This is a genomic window from Burkholderia sp. 4M9327F10 (genome assembly GCF_005503145.1).
GTDB lineage: Bacteria > Pseudomonadota > Gammaproteobacteria > Burkholderiales > Burkholderiaceae > Paraburkholderia.
Window position 1 is genome coordinate 42,750 of sequence record NZ_SCNV01000026.1, and the last position, 17,791, is coordinate 60,540.

Genomic DNA, 17,791 nt, shown 5'->3' on the forward strand with positions numbered 1-17,791 from the left:
TAAAGCTTGCCGAAGAATTGCAAGCTCAGTTCCATTTACCGAGACTGCCGATATGCGATGCATTCGCACCGCATATTTCGACGAGAGAAAAACCTGTTGGGTGCGGTCTATCCACTCAAATAGCGGCCTATTCGTTCGTGCTCCATTTTTTTTAATTTAATTGTCTGATCATTACAGAGGTAGACGAGTTACATTTTGAGTGACTGCCATTCCGAGGGCACCACTCATGATCAGAAAAACAATTCATGCCGCATTTCTTGGCGCATTGATTGCGGTAAGTGCGGCAATTGCACCGGCCTGTCAGGCGCAATACACCACCGACTGGATCGCGAACACATATGGAACCCTTGCCGCGCATGTGGGCAACACGGCGCGTTCAATGTGGGTCGCGCCCGAGGGTGTTATCTATACGGCATCTTTCTGGGACGAAAACGAGGGCGGAGTCGCGATCTACCAGAACGGCGTCAGCATCGGTTCCATCGGCATTCACAACGAGTTTCAGGGTGGCGCCATTACGGGCAATGCCACTTCGATCTTCGCCGCGTTGCAGTCCGGCACCCCTTACGGCAGCGCTGCGGTGGGAAGATACAACCGGGCCACCCAGAAGCGCGACCTGGTCATCGACGTCAGCGTGTGGAATGCCGTGAGCAAGGCCGATGTCATCACAGGACTCGCAACGGCGGGCTCACTCCTCTACGCGAGCGACTTTTTTGACAATCGCGTCCGGGTCTTCACCACCGATGGCGTCTGGCAGCAGGACATCAAGATCTCGAGTCCCGGCGCGCTTGCGCTGGATGGCGCGGGAAATATCTGGGTCGCCCAGAAGAACGCCGCGGCAATCGTCGAATTCAGTGCGGCCGGCGCCCCGCTCGACACCATCCAGATGCCCGCAGCCTCGCGGCCGTCCGCGCTTTATTTCGATGCGGCGTCCGGCCGGCTCATGGTGGGCGACGAAGGCCCCGACATGAACATCAAGCTTTACAACATCTCGGGCACGCCGACACTGGCCGGCACCTTCGGCATACAGGGCGGCTATCTCGACACTACCAGCGGCATCAAAGGCCAGGTTGGCGACAAGCGCTTTACCCGCATCGTGGGTATCGGCAAAGACTCGGCCGGCAATCTGTATGTGCTCAACAACCCGTGGGGTGGAAGCTGGGACCTCGGCCGCAACGGCGGCACCGACATTCACGCGTACAACAGTGCCGGCACCCTGCAGTGGAAGCTCCAGTCCCTCAACTTCGAGGGGGTCGCAGCGCCGGATCCGTCCACAGACGCCGCCTACTTCTATGGCGGCACCAACATCTACACAGGCAGCGCCGGCGGCACCTTCGTTGCGAACACCGTCGATCCGTTCGAGTATCCGTCCGATCCACGCCTGAACATGAACGATACGGAGCGCGACGAGCACTTCGGCCAACTCGTCACGGTCGGCGGGAATCGCATTCTCGTGGCGTCCGGCCAGAATCCCGCCGCCTTTTACTTCTTCCACTTCAACGCGGCGAACGGCTACATTGCCATACCGGACGCCTCGCTTCCGGGTCGCGCGTTCGATACGACACGACCGGTCACGGGCGGATTCTGCATCGATAGCAGAGGAGGCGTGTGGGCCGGTCTGAACCGGACGAATCACATCTTCCACTACCCGCTCACCGGCTTCGATGGCGAAGGAAAACCGCTGTGGGGAGCAGCAACCACCATCTCCATTCCGGAGAGCATCCGGCCATTGACGCGCATCGTCTACCTGGCGGACAGCGACACCATGATCCTCGCACAGGGCATTGACGGGAGTCCGGACTGGACGGCGATAAAGTCGAGGATCGAGGTGTATCACGGCTGGAGCGCCGGCAATACCACCAAGCCTGATCCGGTTATCAACCTCACCAGCGCCAATCCCAAGTCGATTACTGCGGCCGGAAATTATCTTTTTGTCGGCTATGTGCACACGGTACCGAATGTGGATGCATTCAATCTCACCACAGGCCAGCTGGACACTACGCTGATCGACTCCAGTCCGGCGACGGTGGATGTGGGCAACGACGTGGATTCGATGTATGGGCTCAGGGCGTATATGAGGTCCGATGGAGAGTATGTGATCACGAAGGATAACTACAACGGCTCTAGTGTGGTGGTTTACCGGTGGACGCCGTGAGCGGTGGATGACGCTCGCCTCTATAGCTGACGCATGATCGTTTCCACAGCCTGCTCAACCGAAACGTTAGCCGTATCGACCACCAGATGCTCCGCTTCCCATGGATCATATTGACGGTCGAGCACGTTCTTCCATGTCGGTAGCGTGTGACCGGGGATATCGGCTCGCCGCCCCTCGACCCTTAAACGGTGCGTCGTTGCATCGGAACAGATCAACTCAATCTCAAGGATCCGCACACCTGCCTCAAGCGCGATATTCCTCCAGGCGCGACGCGTAATGTGCAACGAATTGACCGAGTCCGCGACGACGGTCAATCCCAGACGCAAGTTATCTCTCGCAACGGCATATCCGGCCAGATAGCCCGCCGGTCCAATATCCGTCTTCCCGTTCCCGGACGCAATGAATGCCTGCTCCAATGTATCGATACGCAGATACACCGCGGCGAGCTTGCGAGCGAGTGCTTGCGCAACCGTTGTCTTTCCGGTTCCTGGCAGTCCTCCGAAGGCGATCAGCATTGCAGATACTCATGCAGGAAGTCGGTAAGGACATTGAGACTTTCCAAAGGGACGCTCCACGATTGCGGACAAACGTGTCCAGTCAAAACGGAACTCTAGCCTGTTTTTATCTAGCAGGTGCGCCCTTACCATCTCGCTGCTCGCCGCGGATTTCACGTGCGCGTAATCGATGCGCCGCCATCGACTAGCGAGGCGGTACCGGTCACGAAGGACGAATCATCGGACGCCAGATAAAGCACTGAGCGGGCGAGTTCTTCCGGCCGTGCAACGCGCTTGAGCGCATGCAACCCGGTCACGAAGGCCTGCGACTCGGCGGTGTCGTTCATGTCGCGATACATCGGCGTGTCGACGGCGCCGGGCAAAATGGCGTTGACCCGCACACCTTGCGGCCCATACTCCGCCGCAAGCGCCTGCGTCAGGCCAATCAAGCCGGCCTTGCTCGCAGCGTATGCCGCCGTGCCAGGGAAAGCGAATGAGTAGCCGATGAACGTCGACGTAAAGATGATTGATCCCCCACCCTGTTTCAGCATCTCGGGGATCTGGTGCTTCGCGCCCAGAAAAGCGCTCGTCAGATTGGTCGCCAGCGCGGCCGACCAGCCTGCCTCCGACACGCCTGTGCTCGGCCCCATTTCGCCCAGGGTGCCGGCGTTGTTATAGGCGATATCAAGGCGTCCGAAACGGGTGACGGCCAACGCGACGAGCGCTTTCGCGAAGTCCTCTGACTGCACGTCACCCGCGAGAAACGCAGCCTCACCGCCTTCGCTGACGATTTCGGCAACGAGCGTTTCAAGCTCGGCTTCGCGGCGCGCCGCGAGCACTACCTTTGCGCCTTCCGCGGCGAACAGTTTTGCGGTGGCACGGCCAATTCCCGCACTGGCACCGGTCACGATGGCGACTTTTCCTGTCAAGCGTTGCATGTTCAATCTCCTGTTTCAGTTTTTTCGGCCAGTGCCCGATGCCTTGGCCCATGAGACGCAATATATGCTTCAGCCTAAGACTGAGAAAGGCTCAAAACATGGGTATATCATTCAGCATTTGTGAATGATCGGGAAAACACATGGATCGCTTGCGTGCCTATGAAGTCTTCGTGACCGTGGTGAATCGCGGCAGCTTCACACGTGCAGCCGATGCGCTGGAGACCTCGCCCGCCAACGTGACCCGCTATGTGAACGAGTTGGAAGCGCATCTCGGCACACGCCTGCTGAATCGCACCTCCCGCAGGCTTTCGCTCACCGAGGGCGGCGAGACTCTTTACTCGCGCTGCAAGTCCATCCTTGACGACGTCGCCGAGACTGAGGGGCTTGTGTCATTGGCGTCGGTCGAACCCCGTGGACGGCTGCGCATCAATGCACCGGTGACCTTCGGGATTCTGCATCTCGCGCCGCTATGGCCCGGGTTCATGCGGAAGTACCCCGAAGTGGAACTCGACGTTTCGCTGAATGACCGCGTGGTCGATATTGTCGAGGAAGGATACGATCTCGCCATTCGCATCTCAGGCACCGGTTCGACCAGTCACGCGGCGCGCAAGCTGGCTACCTCACGAAACATCCTGTGTGCATCGCCGGTCTATCTCGCACGTTACGGATACCCCGTTTCGCCGACGGATCTGCTCGAGCATCGATGCATCGGCTATTCGTACGCCGCCACCGGGGACGAGTGGCAACTGATCGACCGCGAGAGCACGGCTCACGCCGTAAAGGTGGACTATCACATGCGTACCAACAATGGCGATACGGCGCGGGCTGCAGCGCTCGGCGGGCAAGGCGTGATCTGGCAACCCACGTTTCTGGTCGGCAACGACCTGCGTGCCGGCACGCTGGTTCAGGTGCTGCCTGAGTATCGCTTGCCCGATATCGACGTGCTCGCGCTATATCCGAGTCGCCGGCACCTGAGTGCCAGGATACGCGCAGCCATCGATTTCCTCGTCGATGCGTTCGGCGATGTGCCACCGTGGGATCGAGACGGTACGCCCTGTTGATGCGCCGCCGCGCGTTGCTCTGCAGTTACGACGACAAGAATGTTTACATTTAATTTTCGTTTACATTACACTTGCATCACTTATCTTCCCCGATAAGTACACTTGTCAGTTCTCGACCTGCCGCCTTCCCTTGGGCGAGCAGGTCTTTTTTTGCCCATTCGCCCAACACCCGAGCCGACGCAAGCCCAAAAGACAGCCGCGGCAGAACAAGTCGCAAGGCGGGTGCGCGTCCTTTTGCACAACCGTCGACTGGGGGGCCGCGAGCCGCCGGGACTGATAAACCGCGTCGATGCTAGTAAAAACCCTGGCAACTCAAATTACGAATTCCACACATTTTTGTTACCCATATCAAACAAATTTTGACGAAACATTTCTGTGCTGATATGTTTCCGTACACGAAATGAAAGGCAATCTTACGACCGCGCTTGGGCAGCACGAGCGGGACGCCTGGCGGGCAGTGCCAGGCGCGGTTGCAAGAAGCGGGATGAAGGGGACTCAAAGGCGTTCGCTGGCACGCGGACGTTGACCCGAGCAGTTTGTCATGGTGCCAAATGCCGGGTTTTGGGTTTCCCAGACGCACAAATGTATTTTCGCTGTACTAATTAACAAGATGCCAAAGCGGAAATTGAGCTGATGTGAGGCTTCCGTTCATATAACCCGGAATTTCTGCCGCTTTAAGAATGGCTCCAATCTTATTAATTAGTATAACTACTCATTTTGTAAATTTACTAAAAATCAACGACCTAGGTGATCGTTGTCTGAGGTTCGAGGAAAAACGGAGCACTCGGATCCATGCGGTGGGGTGCCGCAAACGAAGGGGCTAGCCAGGTCTCTTCGTATAACAACTTGGCGTTAGTGGCGAGAGAGAGAAGCATGAAAAGAAAGGATTTAGGATCGGCCATCCGAAAAATAGTCTGGGCCGAAATGGCTTTGACAGCTGCGGTGGGTACCTCCGCATTCGCTCAGAGCCAACCGTCAGCAGCAGGGGTTGCGGCCGCATCATCCACGGCAGTCGCTCAGGCCAGTACGCGGGACAGCGCCACGGCGCCCGCCGCTACAGCCGATTCGGCGGTCACCGGGGGAGTCAAGCAGCTCAAGAAATTTGAGGTCACGGGCTCGCTGATCCGCACATCGGACAAAGTGGGCAATATTGAAGTCCAGACCATTACGGCAAAGGATATCCAGCAGAGCGGCTACACCACCGTGTCCGACTTCCTGCGCGGCACCGCGGCCAACTCGGCCAGCAGCTGGTCGCAGTCCACGATGAACAGCTCGGCACCGGGCGGAGCCGGCATCGCACTGCGCGGCCTGAGCGAAAAGTACACGCTGGTGCTGGTCGACGGACAACGGGTCGCCAACTACGCGCAAGCGGTGAACTTCACTGACACCTTCTTCGACGTCAACACGATTCCCCTCAGCATCGTCGATCACATCGACATCGTAAAGACAGGTGCGGTTTCGATTTACGGTTCCGATGCAATCGCCGGTGTCGTCAACATCATTACCAAGAAGAATTTCCAGGGTCTGCAGCTCGACACTCAATTGGGCAAGGCGCAGCACCCCGGCAATGGCCAGGGCAGCTTCAGCGTGCTGGGCGGCTTCGGTGACCTTAACTCCGATCGCTTCAACGTCACGGCCGCCGCAAGCTACTACCGCGACAGCGGCTCGACGCTTGCCGATCGCGACATGACGTCGTCGCAGGATTACTCGCAATATGCGGGCGGCCATGCTGCGCCGTTCGGCCCCGGCCAGCAGTCGTTCTGGGGCACGCCTGGGGGCAACACGGCGCTTAGTCCCTGCCCGCCGGGCAGCACCCCGGCAAATACGAACGGTGCTTCGTGCACGTACAACACCGCCGCCGCCACCTCTCTGACACCGGCTGTGACGCGCCTGAATGCAAAGGTACGCGGCACCTTCCGGGTTGACGACAACACGGAGGCCTACGCGGGCTTCTGGGTAAGCCGCGACGAGAACGTGCAGTTGCAGGGCCCGGCTGCGCTCACCGCCAATTCGAACGTATTCAACCCTTCCGCAGGCTCCGTCGCGCCGCTTTCGCGAACCGTGCCGGCGTCGAACCCGTTCAACCCGTTTGGCGTGCCGACGCCGATCAATCTGTCGTTCCCGAACAACGTCGGCGTGGCGGACACGGTGTCGACGTTCTGGATGGCATCGACCGGCGTCAAAGGTTCGTTCAACACGGCCAAGCTGGGGAACTGGGACTGGTCGGCCGACTACGGCCATTCCCAGAGCACGGTGGATACGACGTACACGAACCGCCTGAACGTGGCGGGCGTCGAGAACATGCTGATGAACGGCACGTATAACTTCTCGAATCCCAGCTCGACGCCTAACGGCCTGAATGGCGTGTTCACGGACGACAATCAGCAGGCGATTTCGAAGGTGGATAGCGTCACCGCCAAGACCTCGACGTCGAACCTGTTTACGCTGCCCACCGGTAACGTCGGGTTAGGCCTCGGCACGGAATTCCGCCATGAGTCGTCGGTGATCAACCCGCAGACGCTCGCGGCACAGGGCATCTCCGCACCGGCAAACGTACAGACCGTCGACAGCTCGCGCAATGTGGCAGCGGTGTTCTACCAGGTCGATATTCCGATCCTCAAGAACCTGACATTCACGCAAGCCAGCCGCTACGACCACTACAGCGACTTCGGCGGCGCCTTCTCGCCAAGCTTTGCACTGCGCTTCCAGCCGGTGCGGATGCTGACGACCTACGCGTCGTACAGCCGTGGCTTCCGTGCGCCGACGGGCGTTGAAAACTCGCAGGCGGTCTATCTCGGTCACCAGAACCTGGTCGATCCGTACGATCCGAGCGGCAAGCCGACCAAGCACTTCACCACCGAGCAGACCACCGGCAATCCGAATCTGCAGCCTGAGCACACGAAGAACTACAACATCGGCTTCCAGTTGTCTCCCGATGCGCTCACCGATATCGGCGCGGCGTTCTACAAAGTGCACATCGACGGTGTGATCGGCACGGCAGATCCAAACGCAGTGCTGCAGGCAAACAACCCGTCGACCGTGGTTCGCAATCCTGACGGTACGATCCGCTATATCGTGCAGCCGTTCGTCAACCTCGGCTCGCTCGATACCGACGGCTTCGACATGAACTTCCGCAAGGCGGTTCGCACCACCTACGGCACGTTCACGCTGACGGGCGACTGGGCCTACATGTGGCACTTCAAGCTTCGCAGCCCGGGTTCGGCACCGCAGGACTTCGCGGGCAACAACCTCGCCTTCCTGCAACCGTTCGGCGCAAGCGATCCGCGTTGGAAAGGCAATACGACACTGTCCTGGGATTTCCACGACCTGACGACCTCGTTGACCTGGCAATACACGGGGCCGTACACGAACGCGGTGGCGGCGGAGTTTGGCGATGGCGGCACGGGTTCTGTGGCGTCGTATAGCCAGTTCAACCTGATGGCAAGCTATCGCGGCATCAAGCACTGGACTATCTACGGTGGCATTTCGAACCTGTTCGATCGCAAGCCGCCGTTTGACGTCGAGTGGCAGGCTTCGCCGGATATCACCGGGTACGATCAGTCGTTGTATACGGACCTGGGGCGGTTTTTCCAGGTTGGCGCGACTTACCGGTTTTGATGGTTTAAATGAAGCCGCAGTGACTATGTCTTGAGTTGGGAGATGCGCCGCTCCCTGCGCGATGAATCGCGGGAAGCGGCGCACCCACTGTCATCCGGCTCGGCATGCGCGCCGCGCAATCTGTAGGCGTTGGGCGATTCCCCAAATGCTTTCCGGAATTCCCGCCCCAGATGCGATGCATCTGAGAATCCACAGGAGGACGCAATGTCGGTCACCGTCCTGTCTGAACTGGTCAGGAGCCACGCTGCTGTTCGAATACGGAGTTGTCGTCCATAGGACAGCGGCGCTTCGCCCACCTCACTGCTGAATAAACGTTCAAGCTGGCGAACCGACACATCAAGTCGATGCGCGAGTTCGCCAAGGCTGAGAGGTTGCCCGATGTGCTGCTCCATCAAAAGGATCGCGCGCTTTACCTTAGGATGAGTCGACGGTTCAAGGCCAGGAGGATGGGGTTGTGGTGCATTCCCCTTTTCCGCGTCGTCAACCAGCAGGATTCGCAGCGCCTTCTTTACGATGGTGGCATACATATGTCGCAGCAGGATAGCGGCGGCCACGTCAATTGATGCGCGCCCTCCCGAACAGGTGATGCGTCGCCGGTCAATGACAAACAGCCTGTCTGCAACAAGATTGCGCTCATCGGCTTGAGGAAAGCGTTCGATAAAGTCCCAATAGTGAAACCAGCTCACGCAGATGCGATAACCGTCCATCACTTCGGCCCGCATCAAGGCGAACGCGCCTGTGCATATTCCGACCAGTGTCGCTGAAGTACACGCAGTCTCACGAATAAAGCGTAGCGTTGCCTCACTTGCCGATGGACCTGAGTGCAGTAACCCGCCGACCACGACCAGATAGTCCAGCTCGCCAGCTTCCTCGAAGGTAGTCCACGGACTGACCTGGATGCCACAGCTTGCGCGGACCGGAGTCAGCGATTCGCCAATGATGCTCCACGCACACCGAACGGGCTTGCTAAGGTCCCCTTCGTCACTGGCCAGACGTAGCAGATCGACAAATCCGGAGAACGCGGTGAGCGTGAAATTCGGAAGCAATACGATTCCGAACCGGACAGGCGATGCTCTCCCATCCGGAGATCCAGTGCGCGGTGAGGTTGTCATGCCCTGCATTTCAGACTCGGGTTGCGGGACACCCGCGTCAGGTCCATGGACTGCGATTCGACGCATGAAGAGTCTATTGCGTCGCACCGGCGGGGACATTGGGCCAGTCTCTCATCATCTCGCCGACCTCCTCGCCAATCCATTCGCGGAACTTGATATATTCCGGCCGGCTCCTGGCGTTTTTGTGCGTAATGACGTAATGATGCCTGTCGTGAAATACCAGTGCGTCCTGCACGGGGCGAACCAGCGTTCCCTGGTCAATCTGGCGATGAACCAGATGATGCCAGCCGAGAAGCGTCCCTTCACCGGCTTCCGCCAAAGAAACCAGAAGCCGGTAGTCGTTACTTTCAAAATGCTCGCCCTGCGCATACCTTTCAGAACCATCGCCCTGCTGAAACCAGTTTCGCCACACACGCCAGTCGACGTGCTCGCAAACCTGTGCCCGCCCCAGTAAAGACAGATGGAGTGTGGGGTGCTTGAGGAGGTCCAGGGGCTTAAGTTCCCTGCTTTGAAAGTGAGTTTCGAAGAACGCACGGCTGCACACGGGATACACGACATCGTGAAACAGGGGCGCCACTTCGTACTCGGGTTCCCGTGGCGGGTTCTTGGTGATGATGACGTCCGGCTGCATGAGCTCATCCAGTTCCATGAAGTGCTCGGTCACCGTGATATTGAGTCTGATTTCCGGATACTTTCGCCGGAAACGCGGCAACCGCGAAGACAGCCACAGTGCGGAGAAAGTGTGAGAAACGCAGATGTTCAACGTGAGTTTGTCTGAGCGCCGCACAACCTCGGCTGCCTCGGCGATATTCATGATCGACAGGTATGACGCGTTGTACAGAATGCGGCCTGCGTCGGTCAACGCGATGTGCCGGCCTGTCCGCTCGAATAGCGCAACATCCAGGGTATCCTCAAGTTCCTTGATTTGCCTGCTGATGGCCGCCTGCGTCACACACAGAACTTCCGCCGCCTGCGTGAAGCTCTCATAGCGCGCCGCCGTTACGAAGCACTTCAATGCGCGTAACGAGGGCATTTGAGCCAGTAGCCTGTCAGCAAACAGTTGCTTCTTCTGCATGTTCTTCACCTTGAGTGCGGCCAAACCAGGGCAGACCGCGAACCGGCAGCGGCGTTATTTAGACTTTACTCCGACAATAGTCGCGACTCGTTACCGCCGTTGGCGCTCGGTTACTGTAGTCCCAACATTTTGGGCGTATCTGTTCTTATCGGCAATTGCGGTCAACCCGCCTTGGCCAGCGCCCTCAGCGGCACGCCTCGCTCACCACGAAACGCCGCGACGCTACTTCTGTCCTGCGATGCGGGTCAAAACACGGTCGAGTGCATCGCTATAGTGGGTGTAGGAACCCCGGCGCGAGAGTTCCTCGTGCAGTTGCTCGTTGATCCCTCCAGGCGTCATGGACTGCTGCACCAGCGTGGAATACGGTTGCCCGCCCTCGACCGCACCGATGGCAAGCCCCATACAATACGCTGCGAGATACGCTCTCGCCGAGCTATAGTCGACACCCTGTTTGACCAGCCATGCCGCCTGCGTTTCAAGCACGGCATAAAAGCTCGCCATGGTCGCTGTAACGGCGGACAAGGCATCGAACTTACTTTCGTCGTCCACTTCGACTGCGGCGCCCACCCACGAGAATAGCCGGCGTACCACTTCGTCCGGAGGACAAATCGCGGTACTTCCCTTTGCAGCCGCAACTGCAGGCAAAGGTATCGCACGGACAACCCCGGTAGCTTTGCCAGTCATCCGCTGCACATCTGCAATCGGGATTCCTGCCATAAAGCTGATGATATGGTGGCGCGCCTCGAAGGTGAGAGCGCCCAGCACATCCGATGCGATCTGCGGCACCACAGCGAGACACGCTACGTCACAGGTATCCAGCACTTCCTGATTGGTTCGGCAAACGGCAATACGCGAGTCGAGCGTGGCAAGCATGGCTGCCGTCTGCGCATTGCGCGGCGACAGGCAGATACTTTCGAAAGATGCGCCGACCCGAAGCAACCCGGTGACGATTGCGTGAGTAATGGTGCCGGTTCCAATAAAGCCAAGCCGCATATGCCCTGTCACTCCCTGAAATATCCCGGCGCCGCAACGCCAGGATGTCCGTGATGTGCTTGGGGCATCACTACAGTGCCCCAAGCTTTGCTGTCAGTCGAGCTTCAGCCAGGTGGTTTTCAGTTCGCAATACTGGTCGTGTGCGTAGACCGACTTATCACGACCGCCGAAGCCCGATTGCTTAAACCCGCCAAACGGAGTCGACAGGTCACCTTCGCCGAAACAGTTGATGGTTACGGTGCCCGCGCGAATTCTGGCCGCGACCTTGTGCGCGTGGTTGACATTATCGGTCCACAACGAAGCAGCCAATCCGTAGCAGGTATTGTTGGCGATCTGGATGGCTTCGTCCACGTGATCGTATGCGATAACGCAAAGCACCGGACCGAATACCTCGTCCCGCGCAATGCTCATTTCAGGCGTCACGTTATCGAAGATGGTCGGCTCGATGTACCAGCCACCCGTCTCAGCGAACATGGCATTCCCGCCGCACACAAGTCGTGCGCCTTCGGCACGGGCCTTTTCGATGTGGCCAAGCACCTTTTCGTAGTGCTTTTGCTCGATCAGCGCGCCTAGCTTCACGTTCGGGTCCAGAGGGTTCCCGGTCTTCCACGTTTCAAGAACGCCTTTGATCTTCTCCAGCAAAACCTCTTTCTGGCCGGCGTGGACCAGCAGACGCGAACCCGCGCTGCAATTTTCACCCATGTTCCAGAAAGCAGCTGCGACTGCCTGTTCTGCTACGGCGTCCAGATTGGCCACATCGGGGAGTACAAGCTGGGGGTTCTTCCCGCCGCATTCGAGAATCACCCGCTTGAGGTTCGTATCGGCCGAATACCGGAGGAAAAGCTTGCCGGTCTCGGTGGAACCGGTGAAGGCGATGAGATCAACGTCGGGATGGCGGCCGATAGCCTGTCCGGCAGTCTCTCCGAATCCTGTTACGACACTGAACACGCCAGCGGGAATGCCTGCCTCCAGCGCAAGATCTGCGACGCGCAGTGTCGCAAGCGACGTTTGCTCAGCAGGCTTGACGATCACGCTGTTGCCGACCGACAGTGCGGGCCCGATTTTCCACGCGAGCATCAGCACAGGAAAATTCCACGGAAGTACGGCGCCCACGACGCCGATCGGCTCCCGTGTGATCATGCTTACGACACTCGCACCCGAGGGAGAGAGCGCGTCGTATCGCTTGTCAGTGACTTCGGCATGCCAGCGGATGCAAGCGGCCGATTCCGGAATGTCGAGTCCCATGCACTCCGAAACCGGCTTGCCCGCTTCGAGCGCTTCGAGCACGGCCAGCTCGTCGGTGTTCTCTTCAATCAGCTGGGCAAGCCGCAGCAGCACAGACTTCCGGTGCGCCGGCGTCGCCTTCGACCAGACACCTGATTCAAAAGCCTCTCTCGCCGCGCAGACTGCGCGGTCAACATCTTTACCGTCACAGTGAGCGATATCGGCAAGCGCCTCGCCATTAGACGGATTCAAGGTCCGGAAGCTCTCACCGGAAACGGCCGGGGAGCGCTTCCCCCCGATAAAGGCGCGGCCGTCCAGCGAGAGTTCGTCAGCTCGTTGTTGCCACTCTTCAAATGTCGCCATTATCTATCCTCACTCAATTAAAGTTCGGCACCAGCCGAGAATTCCTTGACCCATATGGCAGCTGACACTGCTACGTCGGCAATCGGGCGTACGGGTAGCGGGCGCGGTTTCGTCTGGTTCAGAAGCTGCTCAGTCATGTCGTTCGTCATTCCCAACGCGTATTCAGCAATAACCTTTCCTGACGCAGAACCGCGGCTCAATCCCAGTCCATTGCAACCAATCGCCTGATACAGGCCATCGTCCCTCTTCCCGAACAACGCTCCGCTGTTTGCGGACAGGCATAGCGCACCGCCCCACGTGTATTCCAGCTCGACGTTCTTTAACATCGGGAAGCGGCGCTCGAAGGAACGCTGATGCAGATGTCTTGCTTTGCGCAAATCCGCCTGCGAAACTTCCAGTCCCGGTCTAAAGGCAAAGTGATTGCGGATACAGATGCGGTTGGTGCTGAGACGCCGGATGGTGGTACCCATCGGGTCCGCCGGTATCAACGCCCACGAATCGATACCGCCTAATGCCTCGACCTCGGCCGATGTCATGACGCGGCTCAACGAAGCGAAGGTGTACACGGGGAGCAGACCGTTCGGATGGTCACCGAAGGTTGCCGCATAGGCATTGGTGCAAAGAACCACGTTGCCGGCGCGTATTGTTCCTTCAGCGAACGAGAGCAGTTTCTCCGAAGACATATGCTCCAGCCGTCTGACGGGACTGAGCTCGAACACCTCGACATTCGGCTGCATGGTGCTCGACAAACCACGCATCAATGCCGCCGGCTGCACAGTGCTGCACCCGGGAGTAAATATCGCGCCGTGGTAGAACGACGTGCCCGTGACTTTCGCGATTCCAGCCTCGTCGAGCCACTCGAAATTCTCGCCGATGCGTTGCAATCCATCTGCGAAATGCTTGAGCGCTTCCTTACCACGTCTGTTCACCGACGCGTGGAATTTGCCGTCGTCGCGCCAATCGCACTGAATGCCATGCTCACGAACCACCGACCTTACGTAGTCAATCCCGTGCCGTTGCATCCGCACGTCTGCCTTGTCGGCGTCGACGCTTCTTGAGTAGCTCTCGCTGCTGATGTCGTGCGGCAGGTCAACGAAAAAACCCGAATTGCGGCCCGCGGTCGAGCGGCCGATGCGGTCCGCCTCGACTAGCGCAACGGACGCCTCCGGCGCCAGTTCGGCCAGACGCCGCGCCGCACAAAGTCCGGTAATGCCCCCGCCGACCACCACAAAATCGAATCGCCGCTCGCCGCGCAACAGCTTCGCAGCGGGTGGCGAAGGCAGACTCTCCCACCAGCCGTTGACACCGTCAGGGGCAGGAAGACGAGCAAATTCAAGCTTCGAGGCCATGCAAATCAACGTCCGTTGCGCAGCAGCGGCTGCACCAGCTTCGCGAAGTCGCGACGCTCATCATCCGTCAGCGTTCCAAGCGGCGCGCGAGCGTTGCCTACCGGCTTGCCCGCCAGCTCGCATCCATAGCGGACATACTGGATAAACTTACCGCTTCGTTCGAGCAATTCCAGCACGGGCAACAGTTGGGTCATTAGCTTGCGGCCGGTTGCAAAGTCGCCCCGTTTGGCACAGGCTTCGAGCAGTTCAACGTGTACTTCAGGAAGAAAGTTAGCCGCGCCGGCCACCCAGCTCTGGGCTCCCCAGACGAAGAATTCGAGCGCCTGGTCGTCCATGCCGCAACTCAGCACAAGCTTGTCCTTGAAATGCGTGGCAAGGTGGTGCAGATGCGCGATGTCGCCGGTACTCTCCTTCATGGCGACAAAATTCCGGCGCTCAAGCAGTTCTTCGAGCACGCGATCGCTGATTGCTGTACCCGTGCGTGCAGGAAAGTTGTAGAGCATGATGGGCATGTCGAGACTGTCGTCAATCGCCAGCATGTGTTGCAGCAACTCATCCTGAGTCGGCTGCGCATAATACGGCGCGGCAACCAGCAACGCGGAGAGCCCAGCCTTCTTTGCTTCCTGCCCTAGCCGCAAGACCTCGCGGGTCGTCGTAGCATTGATTCCCGCCGTCAGGAAGGTTTTTCCCCCCGCAGCGTTCGCGACGGTATGAAACGTATGCACACGCTCCTCGAAGCTAAGCGCATAGTATTCACCCGTCGTGCCGCCGATCCCAAGTCCGGCGAGGCCTCGTCCGGCGAGGTCGACGGCGTGTTGCCCCAGCAGGTCGTGGTCGATTTCTCCATCGGCCTTGAACGGTGTAACCAAAGGCGCGTGTACTCCATTGAAGCTCATCATTCCCTCTCTTCTTTCAGGCTGTCACTGCGATCGTTTGCGTCTTCACTTAAGCGAATATGAAAGCGTGCGATGCCATTGAACGCAGCGACAAAATTTTTAATGGCCAACTCTTCGAATGCGCAGCACGGTGCAAGCGACGCTACGCAGCATGACTAAATCAGGGGTTCCGCATGCGAGTAAATGGGGAAGCGGGCGCACATGTCGCGGACCTGGCTTCGCACGGGCCGTTCAACCAGTTCGTCACCCTCCGGCTGTCTTTCCAATGCAGAGAGCACTTCGAGGATAAGGGTGCCGATTTCCTCAAACTGCTTGACGCCAAATCCACGCGTCGTTCCAGCCGGTGTGCCAAGGCGAATGCCTGAGGTCACCGTTGGGTTTTCCGTGTCGAATGGAATACCGTTCTTGTTGCAGGTAATGCCGGCTCGTTCCAGAGCTTTTTCGGTTTGCGTACCGGTCAAGCCCTTTGGCCGCAAGTCGGCAAGGAGAAGATGATTGTCTGTTCCGCCTGTCACGAGATTCACGCCGCCCAGCTTCAATACCTCACCGAGCGCCTGCGTGTTTTGCAGGACCTGGTCAATATAAGCCGTGAAATCGGGACGCAGGGCCTCCCCAAATGCCACTGCCTTTCCGGCGATGACATGCATAAGCGGCCCCCCCTGCAATCCGGGGAAAACGGCAGAGTTGATCTTTTTAGCGATGTCCGCGTTATTCGTGAGAATGAAACCGCCTCGCGGACCGCGAAGTGTCTTATGCGTGGTAGAAGTCACCACATCCGCAAAACGAACCGGATTCTCGTGCCGGCCGGCTGCGACGATTCCAGCGATGTGCGCCATATCCACCATCAGCATTGCACCGATGCTGTCGGCAATTTCCCGAAATTTTGCGAAGTCGAGTGCGCGCGGATAGGCCGAATAACCGGCGATGATGAGCTTCGGACGATGCTCCTCGGCAAGTCGCCTGACTTCTTCATAGTCGATGCGGAGGGTTTCCCGGTTCACGCCATACTGAACCGCGTTAAACCATTTGCCCGACAAAGCGGGACGGGCGCCATGCGTCAGATGGCCACCAGCGTCCAGCGACATGCCAAGTATCGTGTCACCCGGCTTCAATAACGCAAGCATGACGGCGCCGTTCGCCTGAGCACCGGAGTGCGGTTGCACGTTGGCAAACTCGCATTCGAAGAGGGACTTGACGCGGTCAATAGCGAGCGCTTCGATACGGTCCACGTGTTCACATCCACCGTAGTAACGCTTCGACGGGTAGCCCTCCGCATACTTGTTAGTCAGGACGGTTCCCTGCGCTTCCATCACTGCCGCGGACACGATGTTCTCGGACGCAATCATTTCAATCTGGGACTGCTGACGTCGCAGTTCCAGCGCAATTTCCGACGAGATAACCGGGTCACGGTCCTGCAGGCTCTCTGAGAAGAATCGAACGTTATCGTTCACAGACATACTCCGTGATAGTCGTAAATCAATCTTTCCTGAAGCATCAACCCGTGCATCAACGCTCGTGTTCCGAGCAAGGACGGCACTCGGCCGACTACGCCGCATTAATCGATGCGGCGCCCGGCACAGCAGAAAGAGCTGACGCCCTTCTGCACACGTCCACCAGCCAACCTTACTGCGCAAGCCACGCCTTCAATTTTTCCGGGTGAGCTTCAACGAATTTCTTCGCTGCGGTGGCGTAGTCGTTGCTGCTGTTGCCCTCGAACTCAATGGCCTCCACATCGGCAAGCGTCAGCTTGAAGTGCTTCATGAACACATCGGCGCGGGGAAACTTGCCGGCAAACTGTTTGGAAGCGAACGCGTGAATCTGCTCTTCGCCGCCCAGCGTGCCTTTCGGGTCCTTCAGATAGCGCATCTGCCACTTCTGAAAGAGCCAATGCGGGCTCCACACAGTGGCGACGATCCACTGCTTCGACTGGTAAGCACGCGATACCGAGGCCAGCATCCCTGCTTCACTCGAAGCCTGCAGGTTGTAGCCGTCCAGGCCGTATTCCTTGATGGTCTTCTCAGAGGCCTGCATCAGGCCGCCACCGGGTTCAATGCCCTGAATCGTGCTATTCAGCTTGCTTTTGACGTCCGGCTTGTTGAGGTCGGAAATCGACGACAGTTCGGACTCAGGCACATACGCCGGAACTGCCCAGCCGTTTTTGCCGCCGGTGTAGATGATGCCGACATCATCCATATCGTTCTTGTACTTCGCGTAATACGTGGCGTGTGTGACCGGCAGCCACCCGCCGACCATCAGGTCGACGTCGCCACGCGCAACGCCCTGGTACTGGATGCCGATATCCGCTTGAACGAACTGCACGGGCTGCTGGAGTTGGGTCTCCATGACATATTTCGCCACGTTCGCAACGGCCAGGACGTCCGCCCAGTTTGTAATTGTAATTTTCACGGGTTCCGCCGCTACCGCTGCGCCACCATACAGACCGAACGCACAAAGCGTCGAGGCGGCAACCCTTACAAGATACGACTTTAGCATTCCGGCATTCATATAGCACTCCT

Annotated in this window: 13 protein-coding genes; 3 read left to right on the top strand and 10 right to left on the bottom strand. The window is 58.5% G+C overall.

Annotated elements, in window-relative coordinates; genetic code table 11:
* Positions 1 to 226 precede the first annotated feature (226 nt).
* Entirely contained in the window at positions 227 to 2,152 is a 1,926-nt protein-coding gene (locus FFS45_RS22410; protein WP_137956816.1) for an SMP-30/gluconolaconase/LRE-like region family protein, read from the top strand.
* A gap of 20 nt (positions 2,153 to 2,172) precedes the next feature.
* Here the strand turns inward: FFS45_RS22410 and FFS45_RS22415 are convergent, their stop codons facing one another.
* Positions 2,173 to 2,667: an AAA family ATPase gene (locus FFS45_RS22415; RefSeq protein ID WP_137956817.1), complete on the bottom strand. Its 495-nt coding sequence runs from the start codon at positions 2,665 to 2,667 to the stop codon at positions 2,173 to 2,175.
* A gap of 152 nt (positions 2,668 to 2,819) precedes the next feature.
* Positions 2,820 to 3,584 (bottom strand): SDR family oxidoreductase, encoded by a 765-nt coding sequence (locus tag FFS45_RS22420; protein ID WP_137956818.1) that lies wholly within the window; start codon positions 3,582 to 3,584, stop codon positions 2,820 to 2,822.
* A 140-nt stretch (positions 3,585 to 3,724) separates the two neighbouring features.
* Between FFS45_RS22420 and FFS45_RS22425 the strand changes: the two genes are divergently transcribed.
* Together FFS45_RS22425 and FFS45_RS22430 are read left to right on the top strand one after the other, a co-directional pair.
* Positions 3,725 to 4,645 carry a LysR family transcriptional regulator gene (locus FFS45_RS22425; RefSeq protein WP_137956819.1) on the top strand — a complete coding sequence of 307 codons (921 nt, stop codon included), beginning with the start codon at positions 3,725 to 3,727 and terminating at the stop codon, positions 4,643 to 4,645.
* Between the two features lie 873 nt (positions 4,646 to 5,518).
* Entirely contained in the window at positions 5,519 to 8,263 is a 2,745-nt protein-coding gene (locus tag FFS45_RS22430; RefSeq protein ID WP_137956820.1) for a TonB-dependent receptor, read from the top strand.
* A gap of 23 nt (positions 8,264 to 8,286) precedes the next feature.
* On the opposite strand, the gene FFS45_RS22435 is transcribed toward FFS45_RS22430, so the two are convergent.
* The 8 genes from FFS45_RS22435 to FFS45_RS22470 all read right to left on the bottom strand — a co-directional run bounded on the left by FFS45_RS22435 (position 8,287) and on the right by FFS45_RS22470 (position 17,780).
* Entirely contained in the window at positions 8,287 to 9,375 is a 1,089-nt protein-coding gene (locus FFS45_RS22435) for a GlxA family transcriptional regulator (protein ID WP_171029718.1), read from the bottom strand.
* Positions 9,376 to 9,448: 73 nt separating this feature from the next.
* Positions 9,449 to 10,450, bottom strand: a complete 1,002-nt coding sequence (locus FFS45_RS22440; RefSeq protein WP_137956822.1) for a LysR substrate-binding domain-containing protein — start codon at positions 10,448 to 10,450, stop codon at positions 9,449 to 9,451.
* Between the two features lie 222 nt (positions 10,451 to 10,672).
* On the bottom strand, positions 10,673 to 11,443 hold the full coding sequence (locus tag FFS45_RS22445) for a pyrroline-5-carboxylate reductase (RefSeq protein ID WP_137956823.1): 771 nt from the start codon (positions 11,441 to 11,443) through the stop codon (positions 10,673 to 10,675).
* A 93-nt stretch (positions 11,444 to 11,536) separates the two neighbouring features.
* Positions 11,537 to 13,030, bottom strand: a complete 1,494-nt coding sequence (locus FFS45_RS22450) for an aldehyde dehydrogenase (RefSeq protein WP_137956824.1) — start codon at positions 13,028 to 13,030, stop codon at positions 11,537 to 11,539.
* Between the two features lie 17 nt (positions 13,031 to 13,047).
* Complete coding sequence (locus FFS45_RS22455) at positions 13,048 to 14,379, bottom strand: FAD-binding oxidoreductase (RefSeq protein ID WP_137956825.1); 1,332 nt, start codon at positions 14,377 to 14,379, stop codon at positions 13,048 to 13,050.
* Positions 14,380 to 14,384: 5 nt separating this feature from the next.
* Complete coding sequence (locus tag FFS45_RS22460; protein ID WP_137956870.1) at positions 14,385 to 15,275, bottom strand: dihydrodipicolinate synthase family protein; 891 nt, start codon at positions 15,273 to 15,275, stop codon at positions 14,385 to 14,387.
* A gap of 155 nt (positions 15,276 to 15,430) precedes the next feature.
* Positions 15,431 to 16,726: a serine hydroxymethyltransferase gene (locus FFS45_RS22465; RefSeq protein ID WP_137956826.1), complete on the bottom strand. Its 1,296-nt coding sequence runs from the start codon at positions 16,724 to 16,726 to the stop codon at positions 15,431 to 15,433.
* A gap of 172 nt (positions 16,727 to 16,898) precedes the next feature.
* Entirely contained in the window at positions 16,899 to 17,780 is an 882-nt protein-coding gene (locus FFS45_RS22470; protein WP_137956827.1) for a glycine betaine ABC transporter substrate-binding protein, read from the bottom strand.
* Positions 17,781 to 17,791 lie beyond the last annotated feature (11 nt).

Bases quoted from the DNA above. Each gene is read 5' to 3' on its own strand.
- FFS45_RS22460 (WP_137956870.1), bottom strand. From the start codon at position 15,275: ATGAGCTTCAATGGAGTACACGCGCCTTTGGTTACACCGTTCAAGGCC.
- FFS45_RS22445 (WP_137956823.1), bottom strand. From the start codon at position 11,443: ATGCGGCTTGGCTTTATTGGAACCGGCACCATTACTCACGCAATCGTC.
- FFS45_RS22415 (WP_137956817.1), bottom strand. From the start codon at position 2,667: ATGCTGATCGCCTTCGGAGGACTGCCAGGAACCGGAAAGACAACGGTT.
- FFS45_RS22440 (WP_137956822.1), bottom strand. From the start codon at position 10,450: ATGCAGAAGAAGCAACTGTTTGCTGACAGGCTACTGGCTCAAATGCCC.
- FFS45_RS22425 (WP_137956819.1), top strand. From the start codon at position 3,725: ATGGATCGCTTGCGTGCCTATGAAGTCTTCGTGACCGTGGTGAATCGC.
- FFS45_RS22455 (WP_137956825.1), bottom strand. From the start codon at position 14,379: ATGGCCTCGAAGCTTGAATTTGCTCGTCTTCCTGCCCCTGACGGTGTC.
- FFS45_RS22420 (WP_137956818.1), bottom strand. From the start codon at position 3,584: ATGCAACGCTTGACAGGAAAAGTCGCCATCGTGACCGGTGCCAGTGCG.
- FFS45_RS22470 (WP_137956827.1), bottom strand. From the start codon at position 17,780: ATGAATGCCGGAATGCTAAAGTCGTATCTTGTAAGGGTTGCCGCCTCG.
- FFS45_RS22435 (WP_171029718.1), bottom strand. From the start codon at position 9,375: ATGACAACCTCACCGCGCACTGGATCTCCGGATGGGAGAGCATCGCCT.
- FFS45_RS22410 (WP_137956816.1), top strand. From the start codon at position 227: ATGATCAGAAAAACAATTCATGCCGCATTTCTTGGCGCATTGATTGCG.
- FFS45_RS22450 (WP_137956824.1), bottom strand. From the start codon at position 13,030: ATGGCGACATTTGAAGAGTGGCAACAACGAGCTGACGAACTCTCGCTG.
- FFS45_RS22430 (WP_137956820.1), top strand. From the start codon at position 5,519: ATGAAAAGAAAGGATTTAGGATCGGCCATCCGAAAAATAGTCTGGGCC.